Origin of the sequence: Bacillus sp. FSL K6-3149 (genome assembly GCF_038630515.1) — a bacterium.
In the GTDB taxonomy this organism is placed as follows: domain Bacteria; phylum Bacillota; class Bacilli; order Bacillales; family Bacillaceae; genus Bacillus; species Bacillus pumilus.
In genome coordinates, this window is record NZ_CP152034.1 from 3,325,655 (window position 1) to 3,351,432 (window position 25,778).

The window sequence follows — 25,778 nt, forward strand, 5'->3', positions numbered from 1 at the left end:
TTATATTAATAAACCGTTTCTTTAAAGAAGAACCCTGTATCAATTGAACGATTCACTGGCTGAATCTCTTCAATCCGCTTCACCCAGTCCTCTTTCTGATCTTCATACGCGTCTTTGTCAGTCGCTAATAAATCAATTGCTTTTCTATATAGAGACGTCACCTCTGTCATATAAGAAAGTGACTTTAAAATTCCGTCAATTTTAAATGAGTCAATGCCTGCATCAACAAATTCCTCTAATTCATCAATCATACACACATCATTTGGACTCATAATATGAGTGCCGTTTGCATCCTCGAAAATAGGGTATTTGTTTTGACGCTCTTGATCATGAAGGAATAGTCCTTCCTCCATATTTCTGCCTTCGACGTCCATTTGTTTGCCCTGATATTCAAAGTAGTTGCCAATGAGCGCGCGTTTTGATTGGAACATACATGTCATGCCATGGACTTGAATTTCGATTTCCACCTCGGCATTTTCTTTGATGTCGATGACACTGTCCATATTCAGTTCTTTGGCAAGAACAGCACGCGTTGCACCTTTTCTGCCCCAGTAGTTACAAGTGTAGTAGTTTGTCCCAGTCGTTTCTGTACTCCAGTGGAGATTCAGGCTTACCCCTGCTTCTTTGGCGGCCATGATCACAGCTGGGTCTCCAAAGACGACGCCGTCTACGTTTAATGCGTCGAGAAAGGTCAAGTAATCTCCAAGCAGCTGCACACGATCATTATGAAAAATCGCATTCATCGCCACATACACTTTTTTGTGATGCGCATGTGCAAGCAGAGCCGTCTGTTTCACATCTTCTCTTGAAAACTCGCCTGCAAGACGAATACCGTATGTTTGTTCGCCTATTAAGAATGCATCAGCTCCCGCCTCGATTAATGGCAGTACATCTGACACCTTGCTTGGCGTCACAAGCAATTCTGGTTTTTTCATGATTGGTCACCTCTTTTTGTACTAATGGCGATCCCGTCTCCCACTGGAATAATGCACGTTTGGAAATCGGGGTTTGACATAAGCCATTGATTGTATCGATCAATTTTTCCAATTAATTGTTTTTTTCTTTTATCTTCTATTTCTTCTTCATAGTTCGTTGCCACTAAGCCTTTAAATAATACGTTGTCTGTAATAATCATTCCGTCATGAGCAAGCATCGGTTCAAACAGCTCAAAAAAACGTTTGTACTGCCCTTTTGCGGCATCAATAAAGATCACATCATAGGGCGCCATCGTTTGGACTGTTTTAGCCGATTCCATGGCATCACCAAAGAACACGTGTATTCTTTCTTTTAACTTTAATTCCTCAATGTTCCGTGTCGCTTCTTCATAGCGTTTCGCATTTCGCTCAATCGTAAAAATTTCAGCAGCTGGTAAAGCTGTCGCCATTCGAATGGCGGAGTAGCCTATCGCTGTCCCAACCTCAAGAATTTTCTTCGGCTTTTTCATCGACAGCAGCTGCAGTAAAAGTTCAATGCTCACCTTTTCCATAATTGGCACATGATGCTCTTTTGCATATGCCTCTAATTGAGCGATTGCATCAGGACTTGGGTGAATTAAATGTTCAATATAATCATTCATTTGATCATCTTCGATAGTCATTATTTGTCTAGCTCCTTCATGACCTGAAAAAGAAGAGTCCTGCCTGTTGCAGCTCTCTTTCTCGTCAATCTTTCGTTCATCTAAGTAAAACAACCCGATATATTTTACCACAAAGAAGTGGTAATTGCGAACCTATAAAATGGATATTCCAACGAAAAAAACTGCAGGCAATCTTGTATTGTCTACAGTCTTTTTCGATTCACATGTACATTAATTGCTGCCTGTGATGTATTTGGCTTTCGCTTTGTTGTGCTCATTTAACGTTTTTGTAAAGACGACTTCTCCATCTTTCTTCGCAAGGAAGTACACATAATCTGTTTTATCTGGATGCAGTGCGGCTTTCCATGAAGATTCGCCAGCATTTGCAATAGGTCCAGGCGGCAGTCCCTTGTTGTTATACGTATTATAAGGAGATTTCACCTTAAGGTCTTTGTAATAAACACGGGATTTATGCTCACCTAGTGCATAGAGAACAGTTGGATCGGTTTGAAGCGGCATGTCCTTTTTCAACCGGTTATAAAAAACACTGGAGATTTTTGCGCGATCCGTCTTTTCCGTTGCTTCCATTTCAATCAGTGATGCCATCGTTAACACATCATGTATGGACATGTTTCTCTTTTTCATGTCTTTTTCATACGTTTTCACGTATTGATCTGTTTGTTTAATCATTGTTTCAATGATCGTTTCGAGTGATTCATCCTCACGATAAAATGGATACGTCGCAGGGAATAAATAACCTTCTAACGGATGTTTCACCTGTTTGCCATTTACCTGTGAAGTCACCGTTTTCGGATATTTTTTCATTAACGTTTGAATAAACGCTGGATCATCTAGCTTCGCTTCCACTTCCTTCGCTGAAAAATTCGTCTGGTTTGCAATAACTGCCGCAATATCAGACAGCTGTTTTCCTTCTGGAATCACTAGCTGAAAGGCGTAGTCTGTCCCTCCAGATGTCAGCTTTTGAATCAGCGTGTCTGCGTCCATCGTTTGTTTCAAATGAAAGTATCCTGCTTTAAAGCCGGACGCATTTTTGTATTTTGCATAATAAGTAAAAATCGTGTCATTCGAAATGAGCCCATTTTCTTTTAAAATTCCCGCAATCTCACGGACTGATGTCCCATTAGGAATATGAATATTAATCGTTTGTTTGCTTTTTTGATCGACCGGTCCAAGTGCTGATTTAACATATAAAAAGCCTGATAATGCTGCAATGATGATGACAGCAAGGACAGATAACAGGACGATCCCCATTTTCCTTTTGAAAAATGGTCGTTTCTTTTGTTCTGAAAACATGCATGGCCCTCCTCACATCTAGCTTTTATAGTACATGATTCGACGGAGTTCGGCAATTACTTGCTCATGCATGTCATGACAGAACTTGACATAATACGGCTAAACCAACGCCGCCACCGCTCCCAATAGCAGCCATGACATAGCTTCCATTCTGTAAGGTGCGCGCCTCGTAAAATAGTCTCACCATCATCGCAGCGCCCGATGCGCTATATGGATGCCCAAGACAAAGTGCACCGCCTCTTTTATTGATTCGGTCATAAGGAATATCCAGCGTACGAGCAATCAGCGCTATTTTCAGAGCAAAAGCTTCATTGATTTCAAACAGTGCGACATCCTCTGCCTTGATTTTCTCTTGATCTAGAAGTTTCTTCATCGCATCAATCGGCGCAGCAGCTGGAAAATCGGGATGCATCGCCGCCACAGCACTTCCGGCATATCGCAGCATTGGCTGAAATCCATTCGCCTCCGCTAGCGCTCTTTCCATCACAACGACCGCTGCTGCACCATCTGCTTCTTTGCAGCTATTGGCGGCAGTCACAGATCCTTTTCCCGGTGAAAATATAGGCTTTGCCCGCTGGATCAGTTTCGCCATCGGTCTTATTTTCGCGGCCGCTTCATCTATGCTCAGTCCGTCAATCGAAACGATTTCTTCAGAATATGTACCACGTTTGATTGCGTCTATACTTCTTTCCCAGCTTAAAAGTGCATAGTCATCTTGTTCTTTTCTTGTGACGGAAAATCTAGAAGCCGTTAGCTCTGCTGCTTCTCCCATAGACGGATCTCCTATCCACTCCGGAGAAAAGCGTGCTCTTTCTTTCATTGGTGATCTGGATATGCTCTCAGTCCCGCCAGCGATATACATTGAGCCTTCCCCTGATCGAACCATGACGCAAGCTGTTCGGATTGCTTCTAGACCAGAGGCACACTGCCTATCAACCGTCATACCGGGCACTCCTAAAGAAAGCCCTGCTTCTAATGAGGACAGACGGGCCATATTTCCGCCGCCTCCTACAACATTTCCTAATATGATGTCGTCCGGTGTCATCCCTTTAGACAAATACTGAATAAGAGGCGCGGCTAATTGCTCTGGACGATAATCCTTCAGCATCCCGTTTTTATCACCGAAGGGTGTCCGTTTTGCTTGTACGATTACTGCTTGCATGACATCTGCTCCTCTGCCCACTTTTTCATGCTGGCACGTGCTATTTTTCCGCCGGATGTTTCAATTATTTGATCAATAACAAGCCATTTTTTAGGCACCTTGTAGGCCGCAAGTTTTTCTTTGACAGCTTGCCGAACCGTCTTTGTGTGCTGTCCTTGTTCAATAATGGCAACAGGGATTTCACCCCAATATGGGTCAGGAACGCCAACTACAACCGATCGCTTCACCTCTGGCTGTTCATTTAGCACACGCTCAATTTCCTCTGGAAAAATATTCAGCCCTCCATAGACGATCATGCCATTTTCACGGCCGCTCATATACAAATAGCCGTCTTCATCCAGCCAGCCCATATCATAAACGGTTATCCACTCTTCCGGCGGTTTCACCTCATGTAAGTAGCCTGCAAAAGACATCGGGCTCTTCACATAAATTCTTCCTGTCTCATTTGGCTGGCAGACAGTTTGATCAGCTCGCCTCACTTCAATTTGAATGGGAGAGAAAGGCCGTCCGACAGAAGAAGGCTTTTGTAGAAAGTCATTTGAAGATAAGTAGGAAACAAAGCTTAGCTCTGATGTGCCGTAAAAATCAAAAAATGTCACATGCGGATAGTTGGTCACGAGTTGTTTCTTTGAAGGAATGCCCCAATCTGCTCCAGATGATATGACAAGAAGCGAATTGTCTCTCGCAAAAGCGTCTATTTCCAGCAACGATTCTGTCATTGTCGGGACAGTATACATCACAGTAATGTCTCCTGTCTGTAAGGTTTTTTTCGCTTTCACTGGCGTAAATTTTTCTAAAAGCGTCACTGTGCCGCCAAAGTATAATGTACTAATGGCACCATATAAAAAGTGAGAGGATAAGAGTGTGCCTGCTATCAGAACATGATCTTGATGAGTGATTCCAAATGTATCGGCTGTCGTTCGAAAGCTTTCGATCCATGACTGCTGACGCCTGATAAAGGCCTTAGGCGAACCCGTTGATCCTGACGTAAATCCCATATAAAAGATAGGGTCGATCTCGCTGTCGCATTTGTTAAATGGACCTTGTGTGATGAGACTCATTTTTTCCTTCCATTCAGATAAAGAAAGAACATGCATGTCTTCGCTGTACTTTTCAAATCTATTTAAATATCGATCCTCGATAATGACGAGAGCTGCCTCACTTAACAAAAGCTTTTCTACACATTCTTCATGGCTCCATCTCGGATCAAGCGGGATAGCTGTCCACCCTGCAGAAGCAGCGCCAGCAAATATTTGGAGAAAAGAAGCACCATTTGATAATAAAAAAGCGACTCTTTTTTGCTCATGAGCCGTTTGTTGTAACCATTGCGCTGATAGCCGGACACGCTCATACCAATCTTGATAAGTGATCCTTTCTTGTCCATCAATGATGGCGATATGATCTGGGTTCATTTCTGCATGTGATGCATAGCATTCCGTTATTCTATTCAAACTGCACGCCTCCCTTTATGCACATCCCTTTTTCGATATGACATGGCCGAAATGATTTTCACCGTGAGAACGGCACATATGCCCGCTTTGATGAAATCACCTGGAATATAAATCAGACTAAGAAGAGCTGCCTGAGTGACCTTGATATCCATCATCATCGCTTGAAAAGGAATGCCGCATACATACAAAATTCCGATACTGCATACCGCAAAGATCATAAAAAGACGCAGAGCGGTCACTTTTTTTAGTCGGTTGATCCACAAACTAATCATGAGGGCAGCTACTGGATAGGCAAGTAAAAATCCACCGCTTGGACCAAAGAAGACCCCTATTCCGCCTCTCCCACCTGACAAAAGGGGTGCCCCAGCTGCCACAACCAAAAGAAACAGAAGTAAACTGATCAGTGCATGTTTTGGCTTTAACAGACCCCCAGCAAGCAAAAGACCTGCCGTTTGCAATGTGATGGGTACAGGTGTAAACGTAAGTAAAATCGGCGGGATCAATCCTAACATCCCGATAACCGCAGTCATTAGCGCCATTTGCATCATGTCTTGGATTTTCAATATTCATACCCCTCACTCAATTCATTGTTAAAAATAGAGTAAAAGGTACGACTTATTATGTCAACATAAAATAAAATAAAGTTAACATATTGATCGTAAAAAAAGACCTGTGAAGAAAGATCATGAAGATCCGTTCACAGGCCTTTTATTCGTTCTATTCTTCGTCTTCTTCTTGATCTAAGAACGTATTTAACGTTTCTTCAATCATGTCCCACTCTTCATCCGTTTCAATAGGCTCTAGCTCGCCATCTTCACCGTTTTCGTTCGGCGTGAAGCTTGATGCATGAATTTCAATTTCTTCATTGTCTTGCTCAGAAATTGGGTAGTAAAGAACATATGATTTGTTAAAATGGTCGCTTTCAAAAGTAAATAGTACTTCGCAAAGCTGTTCATTTCCATTATCATCAACGATTGTAATTTGCTTTTCTCCGTGTTCCATTTGATTCACCTCATTTTAATTTAAGCTGTCTAAGTACCCTTGCAGGATCATAACAGCCGCCATTTTATCAATGACTTTTTTACGCTTTTGTCTGCTCACATCTGCAGAGATGAGCATTTTTTCCGCTGCCATTGTCGACAGACGCTCGTCCCAAAGCACAACAGGAACATTGTACGTGTTTTCTAACACTTTCGCAAATGATTGGCTGGCTTCGCCTCTAGGACCGACCGTACCGTTCATATTTTTTGGAAAACCAAGTACAATTTTATCCGTTCCATATTGCGAGACGATCTCGGACAGGCGGCTGAGACCGAAGTCTCCGCCTGCTTCATCAATTTTAATTGTTTCAATCCCTTGCGCTGTCCATCCCATTTCATCACTGATCGCAACACCAAGGGTTTTCGTGCCTAAATCTAAGCCTAAAATTCTCATGTTTTACGCCTCTTTATGTGTCTCTAAGTACGATTTAACCAATTCCTCAATTAATTCGTCTCGTTCTAGTTTACGAATTAGGTTGCGAGCATCCTGATGTCTTGGAATATAAGCAGGGTCGCCTGACAGCAAGTATCCGACAATTTGATTGATCGGGTTGTATCCTTTTTCTTGGAGTGCGTCATGTACTTTAATGAGCACTTCATTCACATTGGTTTCAGCTGAATCATCAGAGAAGTTAAACTTCATTGTCTTATCAAATGAACTCACTGCTTCTTGCACCTCTCTTCCAACATTCTACTAGCAAGCTTTTTTCTAACCGCTCATCTAATACCATTATTCTACACTACATCGCCTGATTATAAAACGGATTTGACAGATTCTTCGACAATTGCCAGTGCTTCTTCTAGCTTTTCCGGTTGTTTTCCGCCTGCTTGTGCCATGTCTGGGCGTCCGCCTCCGCCTCCGCCGCAGATTTCAGCTGCCTGTTTCACAAGTTTCCCTGCATGCAGACCTTTTTCGATGACGTCTTTTGTTACTCCTGCTGAAATGTTTACTTTTCCGTTTTGAACGGCTCCGAGCACAATGACAGCTGATCCTAATTTGGCTTTTAAGTCATCAACCATTGTTCTTAAATGGTTCATGTCTTTCGCGTTTACTTTTTCAGTTAACACTTTTACTCCGCCGATTTCTGTCACTTTTTCTAAAATAGAGCCTGCTTCAGCCTGGCTTAATTTTGCAAGAAGAGATTCGTTTTCTCTTTGAACCTCTTTTAAATCTGCCTGCAATGAAGCGATACGTTTTGGTACATCCTTCGTATTTGACTTCAGCTCACTCGCTGCCTGCTCTAAAATCGTCAGCTGGTCATTTAATTCTTCGTATGCCCCTTTACCAGTCACCGCCTCAATCCGGCGTGTTCCAGCACCAATACCCGATTCAGATGCAATTTTAAACAACCCGATTTCCGCAGTATTTTGAACGTGACAGCCGCCGCATAGCTCGATGCTGTAATCGCCTACTTGGACAACTCGGACAATATCACCATACTTCTCGCCAAAGAGCGCCATTGCACCCATTTCTTTTGCTTCAGCAATCGGCTTCAGGTCAATAGCAACAGAGATGCCTTCCCAGATCTTTTCGTTCACAATTTTTTCAATCTGAGACAATTCTTCTTTTGTGACTTGTCCAAAGTGAGAGAAGTCAAAGCGAAGTCTATTTTCATTCACCAATGATCCTGCCTGGTTCACGTGGCTGCCCAAAACGTCTTTTAGCGCCTGATGCAAAAGATGTGTCGCTGTATGGTTTTTCACAATGCCTTTTCGAAGAGCTGATTCCACTTCCGCAGTGACTTCAAGTCCTTTTTTGGCTGTACCGCTTACGACTACTCCTTCATGAACATGCTGACCATTTGGCGCCTTTTTCACATCTTTGATGTCAATGTTCACTTCAGCGCTTTTCAATGTCCCTTTATCAGCCACTTGTCCGCCGCTTTCCGCATAGAAAGGTGTTTCATCTAACAAGATTTGTACTATATCGCCTTCATGTGCTTCTGTGACAATTTCACCATTTTGAAGCAATTCGACGATACGGGCATCTGCCGTTAGATTTTCGTAGCCAACAAATGTGCTTTCTACTTTAATATCTCCTAAAGCGCCACCTTGAACCTGCATACTGCCGACATCTTGTCTCGCATTTCTTGCACGTTCACGCTGCTTCTCCATCTCAGCCTGAAAGCCTTCTCGATCCACTGTCATGTTCTCATCTTCTGCGTATTCTTCTGTGAGCTCGACAGGGAATCCATACGTGTCATACAGCTTAAATACATCTTCACCTGAAATCTGTGTGCTGCCTTTGTCTCTTTCTTTTTTGATGACTTCTGACAAAATAGCTAAGCCTTCGTTCAGTGTTTCATGGAAGCGTTCTTCTTCATTCTTGATGACTTTCGCAATAAATTCTTCTTTCGCTTGTACATCTGGGTAGAAATCCTTCATGATTTCCGCCACAACTGGAACTAGGTCAAACATAAACGGGCGATGGATGTGAATGGTTTTTGCATAACGCACGGCACGGCGAAGCAAACGTCTTAACACATACCCGCGGCCTTCATTGGAAGGAAGCGCTCCATCACTTACAGCAAAGGCAACCGTCCGGATGTGGTCCGCAATGACTTTGAATGCTGTATCCTTTTCCTTTGTCTCGCCATAGCTTTCTCCAGAAATGGTCTCAACTGCACGAATAATTGGCATGAATAGGTCTGTATCGAAGTTCGTAGGCACGTTTTGAATGACAGATACCATTCGTTCAAGACCCATCCCTGTATCAATGTTTTTCTTCGGCAGCGGCGTGTATGACCCATCTGGATTATGGTTAAATTCAGAGAACACTAGGTTCCACACTTCTAGATAACGCTCATTTTCTCCACCAGGATATAATTCTGGATCGTTCATGTCGTCACCGTACGATTCACCGCGGTCATAGAAAATTTCTGTATTCGGTCCACTTGGGCCCTCGCCAATATCCCAGAAGTTGCCTTCAAGGCGAATAATACGTTCTTCAGGTACACCGATTTTATCTCTCCATAGAACATACGCTTCTTCATCCTCTGGATGGACAGTGACAGATAACAAATTCGGGTCAAAACCAATCCACTCGTCACTTGTGAGGAATTCCCACGCCCATTCGATCGCTTCTTCTTTAAAATAATCACCAATAGAGAAGTTGCCGAGCATTTCAAAGAACGTATGATGGCGTGCCGTTTTTCCTACGTTTTCAATATCATTTGTACGTATCGATTTTTGCGCGTTGCAAATACGCGGATTTTCAGGTACGACGCGGCCATCAAAGTATTTCTTTAATGTTGCCACGCCGCTGTTGATCCACAAAAGTGTCGGATCATCATGCGGTACGAGTGATGCACTCGGTTCTACAGCATGTCCTTTTTCTTTAAAAAAGTCTAAAAACATTTGGCGTACTTGAGCTGAAGTTAAAGTTTTCATTCAAAAAATCCTCCCTTATCATTCATCAATCTCCACACAAACGAAAAAACATCCCGCCCTATGCAAGCACAAAACGACTTACACAGGGACGAGATGCTCTCGCGGTACCACCCTGATTATAGACCTATTCCGTCTATCACCTTCACATCCGATAACGCCGGAAGAGAGCGGCAGTGTTTATCTGCACTCGGGACTAGCTTCCGTTAAAGGTCTGATAAGGCTTTTCTCAGCAAAATAAAGCCTCTCTCTGCAACAGCTTTTTAACGTACTCGGGTCCGTCATTGAATTCAGTATGTAGTATGAATCGAAATTATTATAGACAACTCGGCTTCTCTTGTCAATGAACGCTTCGTCTCATGAGGATATATTGCACAATGATCACTCTGATGATAGCGGCAGTTGGTACGGCTAAAATCATGCCTATTAAACCAAATAACTCTCCTCCTGCTAGCAAGACAAGCATAATGACGACAGGATGCATATGAAGACTTCTTCCTACGATGATCGGGCTGAGGACGTTGCTTTCTAAAAATTGCAGCACCGCTACTGTAATCAGCACAATCATAACCGATTTAACCGAGATGGTAAACGCAATAAAGACAGCGGGAACCGCACCGATAATCGGTCCAAAATACGGAATGACATTCGTTGCGCCAATCAGCATACCTAGGACAAGCGGATACGGGATATGAAACAGCCAAAGCACAATGGCTGCTGCACCTCCAATTAATGAACAGACAAGCAGCTGCCCTCTAATATAATTACCAAGCGATTCATCAACTGCCTTCACAAACGCATGTCCCCTCTTCCGAAATGATGGCGGCGTCAAATACCATGCAGCCCGCTTCATCGTATTCATGTCCTTCACCATATAAAAAACAAGAAAAGGAATGAGCGCTGCAACTAATGCGTAATCAAGTAATACTTTACAGCTAAGAATCATTCGCTCCGCGCCGTTAGCTGCATATGTCTCCGATTGAACAATTAAGCGATCCAAGCGGTCGTGAAGTCCGTCGGGCCAATGGCTTGTATGATGATGAATATGTGATAAAGCGCCATTATACGTTTCCGCAAGTACAGGAATTTGTTCTGACAGCTCATTTAACTGCTTGATCATGACAGGCGCTCCTTTATAAACCGCAAGCCCAATCCCGCCAAAAAACAGTACATAAATCAATAAGAGACTAACAGTCCTTGGCAAGCCCCCCGCGTGCAATTTTTCCACTATCGGATAAAGCAGATAAGAAATAAAAATGGCAATGAGCAGCGGAATTAGAACCGCCTTTAACAACAAAAAAATAGGCATCCATAACTCGTCGAGCTGCAATAAAATGAGCAAGGATGCAAGGACAAGCAGGACCCCTGCGGCATATATCAGAAATTGGACCGGACGTTTCTTCACCTTTTTCACCTCTTTTCTTATTGTTTATCCATCTTCTGTAATTATCCATGTAAATAAAATTTGTCCTAACTTTGTTAAAAATGAATACACATGAAACATACAGCTCCATCCAAAGTCACTAAAATGTCTACACTGAATATTCCATCATGTACAAGAGGAGGTTCTTCATGATCACATTCGAAGAAGTCAACAAGCATTATGGCCAGTTCCATGTACTGAAAGACATTAACCTACATATTCAAAAAGGTGAGGTTGTCGTGATCATCGGTCCTTCAGGATCAGGTAAAAGCACGATGCTCAGATGCATCAATCGTCTTGAAAGCATTGATGAGGGAAAGGTACTCGTCAACGAAGTGCCTGTTCAGCATCCGAAGACCAACATCAATCTTGTCAGGCAAAATATTGGGATGGTGTTTCAGCATTTTCACCTCTACCCGCATAAGACGGTGCTTGAAAACATTATGCTTGCCCCAATGAAGGTGAAAAAGGTGAGCAAGGAAGAAGCGAGGGAAACAGCCGAATTTTATTTACATAAAGTTGGCATTCCTAATAAAGCTGACGCCTACCCTTCAAGACTCTCAGGCGGACAGCAGCAGCGTGTTGCGATTGCAAGAGGGCTTGCGATGAAGCCAGAGGTCATGCTGTTCGACGAACCGACATCGGCTCTTGACCCAGAGATGATCGGAGAGGTACTAGATGTGATGAAGCAGCTCGCCCGAGAAGGAATGACCATGGTTGTCGTCACACATGAGATGGGATTTGCCAGAGAGGTCGCCGACCGTATTGTCTTTATTGATGAAGGCAGAGTTCTTGAAGAGTCAACACCGGCTGCATTTTATGAGAAACCGCGTGAGAAACGCGCTCAGCTCTTTTTAAGCCGTATTTTAAATCACTAGGGGGAATGATTTGATGAAAAAAATGAAACGCTTTGGCCTACTACTCTTTATGACTTGCTGTATTGCTGCATTGGCTGCTTGCGGATCTGCTGAAAAAGGCTCGACTGATGCAAAAAAAGGAAGCTCTTTAGAAACCATTCAGAAAGACAAAAAAATCATATTCGGGGTCAAGAATGATACACGTCTCTTCGGTCTAAAAAATCCTAGCAACGGAGATATCGAAGGGTTTGATATCGATATTGCAAAAGCCATCGCAAAGGAAATGCTCGGTGATGAAGGAAAAGCAGAATTCAAAGAAGTGACATCAAAAACGAGAATTCCTTTACTGCAAAAAGGAGATATTCATGCGATCGTCGCAACTATGACGATTACCGAAGAGCGTAAAAAAGAAGTCAATTTCTCAGATGTTTACTTTGAAGCAGGACAATCATTGCTTGTGAAAAAAGGAAGCGACATTCAATCGATTGATGATCTTAAAAAAGGGACGAAAGTGCTTGCAGTGAAAGGATCTACTTCTTCTCAAAATATCCGCGAAAAAGCACCTGAAGCGTCTGTATTAGAATTTGAGAACTATCAGGAGGCTTTTACAGCTTTAAAATCAAACCAAGGGCAAGTGCTGACAACCGATAATGCGATCTTATTTGGTATGGCAGATGAGGATTCAAATTACGAAGTCGTCGGCGGCACCTTTACAGATGAGCCTTATGGTATTGCTGTGAAAAAAGGTGATCAGAAATTAACAGCTGCGATCAATAAAGCCCTAAAAACCTTAAAAGACAATGGAGAGTATGACAAGATTCATCAAAAATGGATCAAAGAATGACCGTTTGACGTGTGAAGAATGATTCTCTCAGGGTGAGCCGCTCATTGGCTCACCTGTTGATCAGGAAGGAAGTGAACTGATTGCTACGGTTTTCCATTCTTATTGAAAATTTTCAGCTTTATATAGAAGGCTTTAAATATACCATTGGTGCAAGTGTCATTGCTTTGATTGGAAGCTTTTTGATCGGTACACTCATTGCCATTATGAGAATTGCGCCACTTAGGCCGCTCAACTGGTTAGGAACGGCTTACGTGGAGTTTGTTCGGAATATTCCGTTATTATTGATTACATTTGTCTTCTTCTTTGGATTACCCGTGCTTGGCATTGTAGCAGATGGCTTCACCGCTGGCACAATTGCCCTTGCCATTTATACCTCTGCCTTTATTGCTGAAGCCATTCGCGCCGGGATACAAGCTGTACCGCTTGGACAAATGGAAGCAGCGCGTGCTTCAGGTCTATCCTATGGCGGGACGATGCGGTATATCATTCTGCCGCAAGCGATTAAAATTGTCATTCCCCCTCTTGGGAATCAATTTATTAATCTTGTCAAAAACTCCTCTATTTTAGGTGTCATTGCAGGGTTTGATCTCATGTATCAAGGAGACCTCATCGCTTCTAGAACATTTGTGACATTTGATGTCTACATCTTTGTTGCCATGTTCTATCTACTATTAACGATTCCGCTCAGTTTAGGCGTTGGTTATTTAGAAAAAAGATTAGCAAGAAGCCACTAGAAAGGAGGAAACATCATGGATTTTCTAGGTGCCTACCAGCCTGATCATCTCGCCTTTTTACTTGAAGGATTTGCTGTCACCTTAAAAGTGGCTTTTATCTCCATCATTTTGAGCTTTCTCATCGGATTAGTCATTGGCACATTGCGGTTCGCTCAGATTCCGGTTTTATCAAAGATACTTGCAGTCGTCGTCGAAACCATTCGAAACCTGCCGCTCTTATTGATCATCTTTTTCACATATTTTGCACTGCCTGAAATAGGCATTAAGCTGAGCATTACAGCCTCGGCTATCGCAGCTTTAACCGTATTTGAATCAGCGATGCTGTCAGAAATTATTCGGAGCGGTTTAAAATCAATTGATAAGGGGCAGATCGAAGCAGCCAGGTCTTCAGGTTTAACCTATATCCAAACATTAAAAATGATTATTATGCCGCAGGCTTTACGCCGTATGGTACCGCCAATTGTTAGTCAGTTCATCTCTCTTTTAAAAGATACGTCACTAGCTGTTGTCATTGCCCTTCCAGAGCTATTGCATCACGCTCAAATATTAAACGGTCAGAGCCAATCTTACTTACTGCCCATTTTCCTATTAGCAGCGATGATGTATTTTGTCGTCAATTTCAGCTTATCATTACTCGCGCGCCGATTAGAATATAGGCAGGCATAAAAAAGGACATCCGCTTTTGGCTTTTGGCGGATGTCTTTTTGTTTACATCATTCTCATAACGCGTTTTCTTAGCTTTTTCATATCCCGCTTTGATGGCATATCATATCGGCTTGCAAAGTGATATGCGAGTGCACCTGCACCAAGCGTTAATAGTGAAGAAGTCATTTTGCCCATTCGAAATTCCCCCTTAACACTTATAGTTGAATTGAACGTTCATCATCACTAAACAGATCATCTAAGCTGCTTAGTGTTCCGTCTTCTTCCACTTGGTGTGTAGATATTTTGCCTTTTGACAGCGTCAATTCAATAAAACAGCCCCAGCAATAATATTGATTGACCCCAATTTTTCCGATGTCTTTACATTTGCAATTTGGGCAAATGAGCATAATCAGCACCTCTTTACGTTCGGTTTAGAACAAGTGCTTCCTTTTGAACGTTGATCAAGGTTCCGGCAGCCTGAAGCTGTTTTCGAATCCCTGAAAGCTCTGTAAAGAAGCCGTCCGAGAGTTCATATGCTACGATTGTGCCCGAATTTGTGCAAAAGTATACATCTTCCAAAATGCCTAAATTTTCACCATCAGGCGACTGCATCATTTTCTTTTTCAATTTCGAAAATAAGAAGGATGGGGCGGAGGAATCCATGCCTATTCCCTCCTGGCAGCTCACATATAAGCCTTTGTCTGTCAGCTGATCCCCAGCCGAGAATGGAACGAGTGCACAGTCTTTCTTTTTCCCATCTAACACATATCCTCCGCAGCTGCCTCCGGCTAATAAGCAAATATCTTTTATCGAACCAAGTGAATGAGACGTTTCACCTGTATAGATTGACATTCCTTCAAGCTCTCGACATGTTCTCAAAATGTGCTCAACCACCTTTTGCGGAACAGTCTTATCGTGTGCGTTTACTGCAAGACTCATACGAAGAAATGGCTTCCATGAACGAAATATGAGGATTTCTTTTCATGCTAAAAAAGGCTCCCATCTGGAAGCCTTTTATTCATACATAAAATCAAATGGAGTGATTCCCTCCATACCGATATTTGCATCATGCACGCTAAACGGCAGTTCTTTTTGAAGTGCTGCAAGTTCCGCATCCATAACCTCTTCGGTTTGCACGAGCCGCATCGTTAAGGACGTTTGTCTGAGCGAATCCTCATTGTTTTTCACGCCCCACTCCAGTGCTGATTCCTCGCCGCACAGAATTAAAAACTTTTTACTTCGTGTAATGGCTGTGTACAGCAGATTTCGCCGAAGCATTCTATAGTAGCTTCTCACGACTGGAAGCACAACGATGGGGAATTCACTGCCTTGTGATTTGTGGATGGAGCAGCAATAGGCATGTGTAAATTGATGAAAATCCTTTTTTGTAAAGGTAATTTCATTCCCATCAAAGGAGATCACAGCCATGTCTTCTTTTTCCGTGTTTTCTTTCGCATAAAAAATCGAGACAATTTCGCCAATATCACCGTTAAAAATATTGTTCTCCGGCTGATTCACAAGCTGAAGCACTTTATCACCGGTCCGGTACACCACATCACCAAACGGGATTTCTCTGCCTTTTGGTTTTTTAGGATTTAAAATGTGCTGCAGCATTTTATTGAGCTCATTAATGCCTGCTTTTCCTCTATACATGGGCGCAAGCACTTGAATGTCTTTAGCTGAATAGCCTTTTTGAGCAGCATTGCTGACGACTTTCTCAATCACTTCTTTCATTTGATCAACTGAGCATTTTATGAAAGATCGATCCTTTGAACGTGCGGTAATATCCTTTGGCAGGACGCCATTTTTCATATCATGTGCAAGCTCAACAATGCTGGAGCCGTCTGCCTGACGGTAAATATCTTTCAGGGTAACAGCTGGCACAGCTTGTGATGCAAGCAAGTCTCTTAACACTTGGCCTGGTCCGACAGACGGAAGCTGATGTTCATCCCCCACCATGATCACTTGGATATGATCAGGAATGGCCTTAAACAAGTGATTCGCAAGCCAAATATCTAGCATGCTTGATTCATCAATAATGACAAGCTTTCCTTCAATCGGCTGTTCTTCATCATGCGAGAATCCCTCTGACCCATTCCAACCAAGCAGCCGGTGAATCGTCACAGCTGGAAGCCCTGTTGATTCTGTCATTCGTTTAGCTGCTCGTCCAGTTGGCGCCGCAAGCACAAATGGAAAGGATTCATCTTTTTTGTAATCACTCGGATCAAGAGATACACCGTGAAGATCGCTGTAAAGCTCAACAATCCCTTTAATGACTGTTGTCTTCCCAGTCCCAGGTCCGCCTGTTAAAAGCAGCATTGGGGACATGAGCGCCTTTTGAATCGCTTCTTTTTGTGTCGGTGCATACTGGACGCCCAGCCGTTCCTCTAGCTCACCAAGGGCTAGAAGGAATTCTGATTCAGGGAATTGGTCTGCATATTCCGTTTGGGAGACGATTTTTTGTATACGTTTGGCGACACTTTGCTCGGCATAAAATAAGGACGGATGATAGCAGCGCTCATCTTCAATGATCATCTCTTTCCCTTCGCCAAGTGCAATGATCTGATTGGCGACGTCCATTTCCGTCACTTTGTACTCATTGCCTGTCTGATTGAGCAGTTTTCGGGTTTCGACGATCAAATCCTTTGTTTGTATGTACGTATGACCGTCCTGAAGGCTGGCTGTCTCCACTGTATAAAGCAAGGCTGCACGGATTCGCTCTGGGTCATTTCCTGAGATACCGGTTCTAGCGCCAAGTTCATCCGCCTTAATAAATCCGATTCCTTCGACATCCTTGACGAGCTGATAAGGGTTTTCTTCAATCTTCTGCAGCGTCTCACTCTCGTACACTTGATATATCTTCATGCTGAGCTGTGGACCAAAGCCATATTGATTCAGGCTGATCATGATTTGTTCCAATCCTTGATGCTCCTGGAGCGCTGCGGCCAGCTTATCTGCCTTCTTTTTTGATAAGCGCGGAACGTCATACAAAACAGCTGGGTCACGCATAATTTTATGAAGCGTCTGATTGCCAAGCTGCCCCACAATTTCTTCCGCCGTCTTTTTCCCTATCCCTTCGAATAAATCACTTGAGAGATAATGAATGATTCCTTGCTTTGTTGTCGGTACTTCCTTTTGAAAATGAGTCGCCTGAAACTGTTCACCAAATTTCGGGTGGCTTGTGACTTTGCCATAGAAGGTGTAAGTTTCTTCCTCATGAAGTGCTGGGAAGTAGCCTGTGACAGATGCTGTTTTTTCCTCTAAGTTTTCCGATGTTTCAATGACTTTCACCTTTAACACCGAGTATAAATTACTTTCATTATGGAAAATAACGGCTTGAACTGTCCCCTTTAAAAATGGTTCGTCCTCAAGCTTCATTTGATCTGGATGTTCCTGCACAGGTCTTCCCTCCTTCCGTCTATTCTGCCTCTTGAATTAGCTTTTGTGCATGTAGTGCCAGCATATGGTCAGGCTGCACGTCAATCGCTTTTCCTAGCATCTCAAGTGCTTCGTCTTTTTTCTCTAAGTATGCATACGCAACCCCTAAATTATAAAAGGCATCTGCATGCTGCGGATCACGCGCGATCACCTCGGTAAAGGTCGTCACCGCTTCTTCCAGCAATTGTTCATTGGCTAAGCACATGCCAAATTGGAACCTTGCTTCATTATCATCTTCATTCAGTTCGATGGCACGCTGAAGATAAGGCATCGCAAGCTTCGGCTGCTCTAATTTGATGAGCGTTTGCCCCAGCATATAAAATAAATCACTATTTTCCATCCCAGCTTGAAGTGCTTGTTCAAAATAGTCTTTTGCTTTCATAAAGTCTTCTTTTAATGTGTAGACATTTCCTGCCCCGTAATAGGCTGCAGCTGCGGCGTGATCAAGTTCTATTGCTTTTTGAAAGAAGTTTAACGCACGTTCAAATTCATTGATGCTTGAAAGCAAGTTCGCAAAGTTAATATATGGAACCGGGTCTTTCGGGCTTTCTTCAATGGCTTTCGTAAAAGCTTCTGCTGCTTTTTCGATGTTCCCTTGATTTAAGGCTTCTATGCCGATTTCGTTATGATTCATTCGCTCTCTCATCCTTTCATTAAAAAACCTCAACAGCGACGTTGAGGTTTTGAAAACATGTTACACATACGACAGCTTTTGGCCGTCCTTAAAGACATCGTCAATTGTTCCGCCACCGAGACATTCGTCGCCCTCATAAAAGACAACCGCTTGTCCTGGTGTGACAGCACGAACAGGTTCATCAAAGATGACCATCGCTTCTTGCTCACCAGTCATTTTCACCTTCACATGGTGATCTTCTTGACGGTATCTGAATTTAGCTGTGCAGATTAATTCACCGTTTTCACCGACAATATGAGGACGAGTCCAGCTAATATTGACGGCTGAAATGCTTTCAGAATATAAAAGTGGATTGTGGAAACCTTGTTCGACAAACAGAATATTTTGTTCCAAGTCTTTTCCAACGACAAACCAAGGATCACCGCTGCCGCCAATGCCTAGACCTTGGCGCTGACCGATCGTGTAATACATCAGTCCATCGTGCTCCCCTTTGACTTCTCCGTCCATCGTCTGCATCACGCCAGGCTGTGCAGGCAAATATTGACTAAGGAACGTTTTAAAGTTTCTTTCTCCAATAAAGCAAATACCCGTTGAATCTTTTTTCGTTGCTGTTGCGAGCTCTGCTTCTTTTGCCAATTCACGAACCCTTTTTTTCTCTAGATCACCGATTGGAAACATGACTTTATCAAGCTGTTCCTGAGTCAGCTGATTTAAGAAATACGTTTGGTCTTTGTTGGCATCAAGACCTCTTAGCATTTTGACTTCATCGCCAGTTCTGTCGACGCGCGCATAGTGACCTGTTGCTAAATAATCCGCACCGAGTGACAATGCGTGCTCAAGGAACGCTTTGAACTTAATTTCTTTGTTGCACATGACATCTGGGTTTGGCGTTCTGCCCGCTTTATATTCATCAAGGAAATATTGAAACACTTTGTCCCAATATTGCTTCTCGAAATTCACTGCATAATAAGGGATTCCAATTTGGTTGCATACGCGGATGACATCCTCATAGTCCTCCGTTGCTGTACATACACCATTTTCATCTGTGTCATCCCAGTTTTTCATAAATATGCCGATTACATCATAGCCTTGCTCCTTTAACATAAGAGCAGCAACTGATGAATCGACTCCTCCGGACATACCGACCACAACTCTTGTGTCTTCTGGTCTTTTTGTCATCTTCATCAACTCCATTTTCAATGAAACAGCATGTGCGTTTCGTTCTTCAGGTGCCTGGCTGTTTCATTTTTCACACACGAACAAAAGAGGAACGTTTATTTGGCTAAGCGTTTGACAACAGCTACTATCTTGCGCGCCGCCTGCTTCACATGATCCTCTTCATTCCCAAGACCGAAGCTTATTCTGACTGAGGACGTCAGCTTGTCTACTTCTTCGCCATACATGGCGCTTAACACGTGTGAAGGAAGGACGGATCCAGCCGTACATGCAGACCCACTTGAAACAGCAATTCCTTCCATATCTAAATTCACAAGTAACGATTCGATAGAAACGCCCGGGAAATGAACATTTAAAATGTGCGGCAATGTCTCTTCCGGGTGCCCATTGATAGAGAAGTCGAGTGATTCCTCTTCGAATACTTGTAGCATGATTTCTTTGAGCTTACCATAATGCATGGCTTTTTCTCTTCTATTTTGCTTCGTTAATTGAACAGCTTCTGCAAGTCCGACGATCCCTGCCACATTTTCAGTGCCAGCACGGCGTTTTCTTTCTTGTTCTCCTCCGAAAATTTGCGGAGAAAGTTTCACGCCTTCGTTTACATATAAAAAGCCCGTTCCCATTGGACCATTTAGCTTATGGCCAGAAGCAGATAAGAGATCAATATGAAGGTCTGCTACATCGATTGGCATTGTTCCAAATGCCTGCACGGCGTCTGTATGAAAATGAGCAGTGTGATTGTGTAAAAGCTCACCAATGTCTTTGATTGGCTGAATCACACCTGTTTCATTATTGCCGTACATGATGGTCACAAGAATCGTATCATCTCTTAGTGCTTGTTTTAGTTGTTCAAGATGAATCAATCCAGTTTCATCCACATCTAAATATGTCACGTCAAATCCTAGCTTCTCTAGGCGTTCACATGTGTGCAGCACCGCATGATGCTCTGTTTTTGCTGTGATGATATGTTTTCCTTCATGCTGTCTTGCCATTGCCACACCTGTAATTGCCAGGTTGTCCGCCTCTGTTCCTCCACTTGTGAGGATGATCTCCTGTGGTTTACAGTGTAATTCTCCTGCAATCACTTCTCTTGCTTCATCGAGCCACTTTCTTGCCTCGCGCCCATATGAATGAATGCTAGAGGGATTGCCAAATATCTCTGTAAAGTAAGGCATCATCTTGTCCACAATACGCTGATCCATCGGCGTTGTGGCTGCATGATCTAAATAGATACGTTCCATTCCCGGTACACCTCTGATCTAAATATAGAACATATACGCCTCTTGATCCTCGTCATCTTTATAGCTTGCCAAGTCTTCAAGAGTTGTATTGTCCAGTACGTCTTTTACTGCATCACGAATTCGAATCCAAAGTGCACGTTTTGCTGGTTCTTCGTTTTCAATGACTTCGACAGGACTAATCGGTCCTTCTAATACACGAATAATATCACCGGCTGTGATCTCGTTTGGTTCATGTGCAAGAACATAGCCGCCATATGCACCGCGAATACTTTTCACAAGACGGGCATTCCGAAGTGGTGATACAAGCTGCTCTAAATAATGCTCAGACAAATTATTGTTTTGAGCGATTGATTTTAATGATGTAGGGCCTTCGCCATGTTTTTTGGCTAATTCGATCATGATCGTCAGACCATATCTGCCTTTAGTAGAAATTTTCAAGTTAAACACCTCTGCGTTTTCTATTTCTATGTCATCAATTATTTTTCTGATTTCATATACGCTTATATAGACCAAAAGCAATTATATCATACTTTTAGCCAACTTTCATTTGCCGGTTCTGAGCGCTTTAGGAGGACGCATCCCTTTTCTATTTGAAGAAATTTCGGTACTCTATACAAACAAGACATTGCTTTAGGAGAGATAATCATGAAACCTTTAGCGTACCGGATGCGCCCAAGTCATATTGAAGACATCATTGGGCAGGAGCATCTCGTTGGAGAAGGTCAAATTATTAGACGAATGGTCGAGGCAAAACATTTATCCTCGATGATTTTATACGGACCGCCGGGCATCGGAAAAACATCGATTGCGACGGCGATCGCTGGCAGTACAAGCATTGCGTTTCGGACGTTGAATGCGGTCATTCATAACAAAAAGGATATGGAAGCTGTCGCCGCTGAAGCGAAAATGAGCGGCCAGGTCATCCTCATTTTAGATGAGGTTCACAGGCTTGATAAAGGAAAGCAGGATTTTCTTCTTCCTTATTTAGAAAATGGCATGATCATTTTAATTGGCGCAACGACAGCTAACCCCTATCATGCGATCAACCCTGCCATCCGAAGCCGGACACAAATATTTGAGCTAAAACCGCTTGAAACAGAGCAAATCAAAGCTGCATTAACAAGAGCGTTACAGGATGAACATCGCGGACTTGGCGGTTATGAGGTGACAGTGGACGATGAAGCGATGAATCATTTTTCCAATGGATGCGGCGGGGACGTACGCTCTGCTTTAAATGCTTTAGAACTAGCTGTTTTATCGACAAAAGCAGATGATGCTGGGCTTATTATGATCACTCTTGCCACAGCAGAAGAATGTTTACAAAAAAAGAGCTTCTCACATGATAAGAATGGTGATGCTCATTACGATGTCCTCTCGGCTTTTCAAAAATCCATTAGAGGCTCTGACGCAGATGCGGCGCTGCATTACCTTGCCAGACTGATTGAAGCAGGGGACCTCGAAAGCATTTCAAGGAGATTACTCGTGATGGCTTACGAAGATATTGGCTTAGCTAGTCCGCAGGCAGGCCCTCGTGTGTTAAGCGCTGTTCAAACAGCAGAAAGAGTCGGCTTCCCGGAAGCACGAATTCCGCTGGCTAACGCAGTCATTGAACTGTGTCTTTCTCCTAAGTCCAACTCAGCATATAAGGCGATCGATGCGGCACTTGGTGACATTCGTTCAGGGAAAATTGGTGAAATCCCTGTTCATTTAAAGGATGCTCACTACAAAGGAGCCACAGCACTTGGCAGAGGCGTCGATTACTTATACCCACACGATTATGAAAACGGCTGGGTGAAGCAGCAATACTTACCTGATCCGCTGAAAAACAAGCAATACTATGAACCAAAGCAAACAGGTAAATTTGAAGGCGCACTAAAACAGGTATATGAGAATTTAAAACGCCAAAAATAAAAAAGCCCACCTGCCTATTAGCAGGTGGGCTGTTTATTTATCCTTCACACGTGTAATTGGAATATCTTTTAAAAGCTGCATAATGACATGACCACCCATGATCAGTCCTGCAACAGATGGGACGAATGCGTTGGATGATGGCGGCATTTGTGCCTTGCGAATCTTCGCTTCATCATTTCCAACTTCTTTTCTGACATCTTCGCGGATGACAATCGGACTTTCATCAGAGAAAATGACTTCAATTCCTTTACGAATCCCTTCTTTGCGTAGACGCGTTCTCACGACTTTTGCAATTGGGTCGGTATGTGTTTTTGAAATGTCAGCAATTTTGAAGCGGGTCGGATCTGTTTTGTTTGCAGCTCCCATACTCGAAATGATGTTCACATTGCGTTTCAGACACTCTTTCATTAAATGAATTTTATAGTGAATCGTATCTGACGCATCGATGACATAATCAAGTGGATATTCAAAAAATTGCTCATATGTTTCCTCTGTATAAAACATCTTGAGTGCAACAACTTCACATTCTGGATTAATATCAGCGATTCTCGCCTGCATTAAGTCAACCTTTGGCTGACCAACTGTTGAAAGCAATGCTGGCAGCTGACGATTTACATTTGTAATATCAATATCATCTTTATCAACAAGAACAATACGGCCAACGCCTGAACGAGCGAGTGCCTCAACTGCAAATGAACCAACGCCGCCCACACCAAGCACTGCAACTGTACTGTTTTTTAATATATCTAAGCCTTCCTTGCCAATGGCAAGCTCGTTTCTTGAAAACTGATGTAACAAGTGCCTCACTCCACCTTTATTTAAAATGAATCGAAAGAATCATATCATATTCAGACTTCTTCGTCATCCTTCTGAAAAAGAAAAAAACACAAAAAAGTCCCGACAACGCCGCCAGCTTTTCCTTCGTTTTGAACCCCGCACCATGCAGGTGGGTGCTTTCTTCCTGACTTTATAAGTCCTCTAAAGAGGCATTTATGCAGAAAGGAAAGGCAAGCTCCCGTATAAAAAAATGTTCGGTCAAAACTAGGTAACCACCGTACGTATCAGGACTTTATTTATTGATTGATGAAAGCATATCATAGGCATGCCGCTTTTTCAAGCGTTTACATGCCTATATCCATGCGTCTATTTTACTGTTTTACTTTTGTTTTAATCGCTAAACTTAGCTCATCCAGCTGCGCTTCGCTCACATGACCTGGAGCATCTGTTAGCACGCAGCTCGCACTTGCCGTTTTCGGGAATGCAATCGTGTCTCTTAGGTTAGAGCGGCCGGCAAGCAGCATCACTAAGCGGTCAAGACCAAGCGCAATTCCGCCGTGCGGAGGAACACCGTGCTCAAAAGCATCTAGAAGGAAGCCGAATTGTTCATAAGCCTCTTCTTTTGAAAACCCAAGTAAGCTAAACATTTTTTCTTGAATGTCCTTTTCGAAAATACGAATCGAACCTCCGCCAAGCTCATAGCCATTCAGGACAAGATCGTATGCCTGTGCCTTCATGTCCTCTGGGCTTGTCTCAATTAATTCAAGATCGTCGCGTACTGGCATTGTGAAAGGATGATGGGCAGCATAGAAGCGTCCTTCTTCTTCATCTTTTTCAAGCAGCGGCCAATCAACGACCCATAAGAAGTTGAATACAGACTCATCGATGAGTTCAAGCTCTTTGCCGAGTTTTAAGCGAAGGGCACCAAGTGCGTCATGGACAACAGACGTCTTATCTGCAACAAAGAGTAAAAGGTCGCCTTCTTCGACTTGAAGCTGCTCCTTTAATTCTGCTTGCTTTGCTTCGTCAAAGAATTTAGCAATCGGCCCTTTTAATTCTGTGCCTTCTGCTTTAAGCCAAGCTAGACCTTTTGCACCGTAGTTCGCAGCAAATGCACCAAGGGCATCAATGTCTTTTCTTGAGTAATTCGCTGCAGCCCCTTTGACATTGATGGCTTTCACAGCTCCACCATTTTTTACAGCTCCGCTAAAGACTTTGAAATCAGAGTCTTTTACCGTGTCTGAAATGTTGACAAGCTTCATCTCAAAACGTGTATCTGGTTTATCAGAACCATAAGAATTCATCGCTTCATCATAAGTCATACGAGGTAATGGCAATGTCAGCTCTACGCCTTTGACATCTTTCATCACCTTTGCCATCATCTCTTCAGCAAGCGTCATAATGTCCTCCTGACTCATAAAGGACATTTCGATATCGACTTGTGTGAATTCCGGCTGACGGTCAGCACGCAAGTCTTCATCTCTAAAGCAGCGGGCAATTTGATAGTAACGATCCATTCCTGAGACCATCAGCAATTGTTTAAATAATTGCGGGGACTGAGGCAAGGCATAGAACTCTCCTTCGTGTACACGGCTTGGAACAAGATAGTCACGTGCACCCTCTGGCGTACTTTTTGTTAAAATTGGTGTTTCAATATCTAGAAAGCCGTTGTCATCTAAGAAATGGCGGAATGCTCTTGTAACCTCGTGTCGCATTTTCATCGTTTCAAACATAGCAGGACGGCGAAGGTCCAAGTAACGGTATTTAAGGCGCACATCTTCTGATACCTCGTCCGCTTGATCTGAAATCACAAAAGGAGGGGTCTTCGCTTCATTTAACACGCTGACGGTTTCGACTTGTATTTCAATTTTCCCTGTTTTTAGATTTGGATTAATTGTTGCTTCTTCTCTTGCGACAACCGTTCCTTTAATATCAAGGACATATTCATTACGAATCGATTCTGCTGTCTCAAGTGCCTCTTTTGAAAGGTCTGGATTGAAGACAGCTTGTACAATTCCTGTACGGTCACGCAGATCAATAAAGATTAATCCGCCAAGGTCACGTCTTTTTTGAACCCATCCTTTTAATACAACGGTTTGACCGATTTGGTCTTCTGTTACTTCTCCACAATAAAAAGTTCTACCAAACACAAACATTCCACTCCTTCT

At 43.0% G+C, this 25,778-nt stretch carries 26 protein-coding genes, 1 other RNA gene and 1 other annotated feature; of the genes, 5 read left to right on the plus strand and 22 right to left on the minus strand.

From position 1 onward, the window contains the following. Positions 1-5 precede the first annotated feature (5 nt). The 11 genes from MHB83_RS16985 to MHB83_RS17035 form a co-directional block, all read right to left on the minus strand. Positions 6-935: a peptidase U32 family protein gene (locus MHB83_RS16985; RefSeq protein WP_342496503.1), complete on the minus strand. Its 930-nt coding sequence runs from the start codon at positions 933-935 to the stop codon at positions 6-8. Continuing rightward, positions 932-1,597 carry an O-methyltransferase gene (locus MHB83_RS16990; protein WP_003216230.1) on the minus strand — a complete coding sequence of 222 codons (666 nt, stop codon included), beginning with the start codon at positions 1,595-1,597 and terminating at the stop codon, positions 932-934. Before MHB83_RS16990 ends, MHB83_RS16985 begins: the two co-directional genes overlap by 4 nt. Before the next feature lie 210 nt (positions 1,598-1,807). Beyond that, on the minus strand, positions 1,808-2,890 hold the full coding sequence (gene mltG, locus MHB83_RS16995) for an endolytic transglycosylase MltG (RefSeq protein WP_137054921.1): 1,083 nt from the start codon (positions 2,888-2,890) through the stop codon (positions 1,808-1,810). A 73-nt stretch (positions 2,891-2,963) separates the two neighbouring features. Beyond that, positions 2,964-4,052: an acetyl-CoA C-acyltransferase gene (locus MHB83_RS17000; protein ID WP_251190270.1), complete on the minus strand. Its 1,089-nt coding sequence runs from the start codon at positions 4,050-4,052 to the stop codon at positions 2,964-2,966. Next, positions 4,040-5,503, minus strand: a complete 1,464-nt coding sequence (locus tag MHB83_RS17005; protein WP_335365405.1) for an acyl-CoA synthetase — start codon at positions 5,501-5,503, stop codon at positions 4,040-4,042. Before MHB83_RS17005 ends, MHB83_RS17000 begins: the two co-directional genes overlap by 13 nt. Further along, complete coding sequence (locus MHB83_RS17010; protein WP_342496504.1) at positions 5,500-6,066, minus strand: biotin transporter BioY; 567 nt, start codon at positions 6,064-6,066, stop codon at positions 5,500-5,502. Before MHB83_RS17010 ends, MHB83_RS17005 begins: the two co-directional genes overlap by 4 nt. Positions 6,067-6,220: 154 nt before the next feature. Further along, complete coding sequence (locus MHB83_RS17015; RefSeq protein WP_003216483.1) at positions 6,221-6,505, minus strand: DUF1292 domain-containing protein; 285 nt, start codon at positions 6,503-6,505, stop codon at positions 6,221-6,223. Between the two features lie 15 nt (positions 6,506-6,520). Continuing rightward, positions 6,521-6,937 carry a Holliday junction resolvase RuvX gene (gene ruvX / locus MHB83_RS17020; protein WP_003216519.1) on the minus strand — a complete coding sequence of 139 codons (417 nt, stop codon included), beginning with the start codon at positions 6,935-6,937 and terminating at the stop codon, positions 6,521-6,523. Between the two features lie 3 nt (positions 6,938-6,940). Further along, complete coding sequence (locus tag MHB83_RS17025) at positions 6,941-7,207, minus strand: IreB family regulatory phosphoprotein (RefSeq protein ID WP_034620648.1); 267 nt, start codon at positions 7,205-7,207, stop codon at positions 6,941-6,943. An 89-nt stretch (positions 7,208-7,296) separates the two neighbouring features. Beyond that, positions 7,297-9,933 (minus strand): alanine--tRNA ligase, encoded by a 2,637-nt coding sequence (gene alaS, locus MHB83_RS17030; RefSeq protein ID WP_342496505.1) that lies wholly within the window; start codon positions 9,931-9,933, stop codon positions 7,297-7,299. An 81-nt stretch (positions 9,934-10,014) separates the two neighbouring features. After that, positions 10,015-10,224 (minus strand) — a binding site (T-box leader). A 46-nt stretch (positions 10,225-10,270) separates the two neighbouring features. Beyond that, entirely contained in the window at positions 10,271-11,335 is a 1,065-nt protein-coding gene (locus MHB83_RS17035) for an AI-2E family transporter (RefSeq protein ID WP_251190266.1), read from the minus strand. Between the two features lie 167 nt (positions 11,336-11,502). On the opposite strand from MHB83_RS17035, the gene MHB83_RS17040 reads away from it, so the two are divergent. The 4 genes from MHB83_RS17040 (at position 11,503) to MHB83_RS17055 (ending at position 14,454) form a co-directional block, all read left to right on the plus strand. Next, positions 11,503-12,231 carry an amino acid ABC transporter ATP-binding protein gene (locus tag MHB83_RS17040; protein WP_342496506.1) on the plus strand — a complete coding sequence of 243 codons (729 nt, stop codon included), beginning with the start codon at positions 11,503-11,505 and terminating at the stop codon, positions 12,229-12,231. Between the two features lie 13 nt (positions 12,232-12,244). Then, complete coding sequence (locus MHB83_RS17045; RefSeq protein ID WP_251190265.1) at positions 12,245-13,054, plus strand: transporter substrate-binding domain-containing protein; 810 nt, start codon at positions 12,245-12,247, stop codon at positions 13,052-13,054. Positions 13,055-13,134: 80 nt separating this feature from the next. Further along, positions 13,135-13,788: an amino acid ABC transporter permease gene (locus MHB83_RS17050; protein WP_310426390.1), complete on the plus strand. Its 654-nt coding sequence runs from the start codon at positions 13,135-13,137 to the stop codon at positions 13,786-13,788. Between the two features lie 15 nt (positions 13,789-13,803). Next, positions 13,804-14,454: an amino acid ABC transporter permease gene (locus MHB83_RS17055; protein WP_003216394.1), complete on the plus strand. Its 651-nt coding sequence runs from the start codon at positions 13,804-13,806 to the stop codon at positions 14,452-14,454. Between the two features lie 42 nt (positions 14,455-14,496). Here the strand turns inward: MHB83_RS17055 and MHB83_RS17060 are convergent, their stop codons facing one another. The 8 genes from MHB83_RS17060 to MHB83_RS17095 all read right to left on the minus strand — a co-directional run bounded on the left by MHB83_RS17060 (position 14,497) and on the right by MHB83_RS17095 (position 21,360). After that, on the minus strand, positions 14,497-14,628 hold the full coding sequence (locus MHB83_RS17060) for a YrzQ family protein (RefSeq protein ID WP_003216198.1): 132 nt from the start codon (positions 14,626-14,628) through the stop codon (positions 14,497-14,499). A gap of 20 nt (positions 14,629-14,648) precedes the next feature. Further along, positions 14,649-14,840 carry a hypothetical protein gene (locus MHB83_RS17065; protein ID WP_003216308.1) on the minus strand — a complete coding sequence of 64 codons (192 nt, stop codon included), beginning with the start codon at positions 14,838-14,840 and terminating at the stop codon, positions 14,649-14,651. 13 nt (positions 14,841-14,853) lie between these two features. Further along, positions 14,854-15,312: a PRC-barrel domain-containing protein gene (locus MHB83_RS17070; protein WP_034620649.1), complete on the minus strand. Its 459-nt coding sequence runs from the start codon at positions 15,310-15,312 to the stop codon at positions 14,854-14,856. 135 nt (positions 15,313-15,447) lie between these two features. Next, complete coding sequence (locus MHB83_RS17075; RefSeq protein ID WP_342496507.1) at positions 15,448-17,832, minus strand: ATP-dependent RecD-like DNA helicase; 2,385 nt, start codon at positions 17,830-17,832, stop codon at positions 15,448-15,450. Between the two features lie 19 nt (positions 17,833-17,851). Then, complete coding sequence (locus MHB83_RS17080) at positions 17,852-18,505, minus strand: tetratricopeptide repeat protein (protein ID WP_003216571.1); 654 nt, start codon at positions 18,503-18,505, stop codon at positions 17,852-17,854. Positions 18,506-18,565: 60 nt separating this feature from the next. Then, positions 18,566-19,684, minus strand: coding sequence for a tRNA 2-thiouridine(34) synthase MnmA (gene mnmA, locus MHB83_RS17085; RefSeq protein WP_284906811.1), 1,119 nt, complete (start codon positions 19,682-19,684; stop codon positions 18,566-18,568). 95 nt (positions 19,685-19,779) lie between these two features. Next, entirely contained in the window at positions 19,780-20,922 is a 1,143-nt protein-coding gene (locus MHB83_RS17090; RefSeq protein ID WP_321999422.1) for a cysteine desulfurase family protein, read from the minus strand. 18 nt (positions 20,923-20,940) lie between these two features. Beyond that, positions 20,941-21,360, minus strand: a complete 420-nt coding sequence (locus MHB83_RS17095; RefSeq protein WP_034620651.1) for an Rrf2 family transcriptional regulator — start codon at positions 21,358-21,360, stop codon at positions 20,941-20,943. 207 nt (positions 21,361-21,567) lie between these two features. Here MHB83_RS17095 and MHB83_RS17100 point away from each other — a divergent pair, with 207 nt between their 5' ends. Then, positions 21,568-22,833 (plus strand): replication-associated recombination protein A, encoded by a 1,266-nt coding sequence (locus MHB83_RS17100; RefSeq protein WP_251190262.1) that lies wholly within the window; start codon positions 21,568-21,570, stop codon positions 22,831-22,833. A gap of 33 nt (positions 22,834-22,866) precedes the next feature. Here MHB83_RS17100 and MHB83_RS17105 read toward each other — a convergent pair whose 3' ends face one another. The 3 genes from MHB83_RS17105 to aspS all read right to left on the minus strand — a co-directional run bounded on the left by MHB83_RS17105 (position 22,867) and on the right by aspS (position 25,760). After that, positions 22,867-23,631, minus strand: coding sequence for a tRNA threonylcarbamoyladenosine dehydratase (locus MHB83_RS17105; protein ID WP_342496508.1), 765 nt, complete (start codon positions 23,629-23,631; stop codon positions 22,867-22,869). Between the two features lie 92 nt (positions 23,632-23,723). Continuing rightward, positions 23,724-23,904: non-coding RNA, 6S RNA (ssrS, locus tag MHB83_RS17110), on the minus strand. Between the two features lie 77 nt (positions 23,905-23,981). Next, the gene (gene aspS / locus MHB83_RS17115; RefSeq protein WP_095117949.1) at positions 23,982-25,760 is read right to left on the minus strand and encodes an aspartate--tRNA ligase; all 1,779 of its coding nucleotides are present in this window, start codon (positions 25,758-25,760) and stop codon (positions 23,982-23,984) included. Between the last annotated feature and the right edge of the window lie 18 nt (positions 25,761-25,778).

What these genes read in the sequence shown, in the direction of transcription:
- ruvX (WP_003216519.1), bottom strand. Translation starts at nt 6,937, where the DNA reads ATGAGAATTTTAGGCTTAGATTTAGGCACGAAAACCCTTGGTGTTGCG.
- MHB83_RS17040 (WP_342496506.1), top strand. Translation starts at nt 11,503, where the DNA reads ATGATCACATTCGAAGAAGTCAACAAGCATTATGGCCAGTTCCATGTA.
- MHB83_RS17015 (WP_003216483.1), bottom strand. Translation starts at nt 6,505, where the DNA reads ATGGAACACGGAGAAAAGCAAATTACAATCGTTGATGATAATGGAAAT.
- MHB83_RS17055 (WP_003216394.1), top strand. Translation starts at nt 13,804, where the DNA reads ATGGATTTTCTAGGTGCCTACCAGCCTGATCATCTCGCCTTTTTACTT.
- MHB83_RS17060 (WP_003216198.1), bottom strand. Translation starts at nt 14,628, where the DNA reads ATGGGCAAAATGACTTCTTCACTATTAACGCTTGGTGCAGGTGCACTC.
- MHB83_RS17000 (WP_251190270.1), bottom strand. Translation starts at nt 4,052, where the DNA reads ATGCAAGCAGTAATCGTACAAGCAAAACGGACACCCTTCGGTGATAAA.
- MHB83_RS17065 (WP_003216308.1), bottom strand. Translation starts at nt 14,840, where the DNA reads ATGCTCATTTGCCCAAATTGCAAATGTAAAGACATCGGAAAAATTGGG.
- MHB83_RS17090 (WP_321999422.1), bottom strand. Translation starts at nt 20,922, where the DNA reads ATGGAACGTATCTATTTAGATCATGCAGCCACAACGCCGATGGATCAG.
- mltG (WP_137054921.1), bottom strand. Translation starts at nt 2,890, where the DNA reads ATGTTTTCAGAACAAAAGAAACGACCATTTTTCAAAAGGAAAATGGGG.
- mnmA (WP_284906811.1), bottom strand. Translation starts at nt 19,684, where the DNA reads ATGACAAAAAGACCAGAAGACACAAGAGTTGTGGTCGGTATGTCCGGA.
- MHB83_RS17100 (WP_251190262.1), top strand. Translation starts at nt 21,568, where the DNA reads ATGAAACCTTTAGCGTACCGGATGCGCCCAAGTCATATTGAAGACATC.
- MHB83_RS16985 (WP_342496503.1), bottom strand. Translation starts at nt 935, where the DNA reads ATGAAAAAACCAGAATTGCTTGTGACGCCAAGCAAGGTGTCAGATGTA.
- MHB83_RS17045 (WP_251190265.1), top strand. Translation starts at nt 12,245, where the DNA reads ATGAAAAAAATGAAACGCTTTGGCCTACTACTCTTTATGACTTGCTGT.
- alaS (WP_342496505.1), bottom strand. Translation starts at nt 9,933, where the DNA reads ATGAAAACTTTAACTTCAGCTCAAGTACGCCAAATGTTTTTAGACTTT.
- MHB83_RS17080 (WP_003216571.1), bottom strand. Translation starts at nt 18,505, where the DNA reads ATGAATCATAACGAAATCGGCATAGAAGCCTTAAATCAAGGGAACATC.
- MHB83_RS16990 (WP_003216230.1), bottom strand. Translation starts at nt 1,597, where the DNA reads ATGACTATCGAAGATGATCAAATGAATGATTATATTGAACATTTAATT.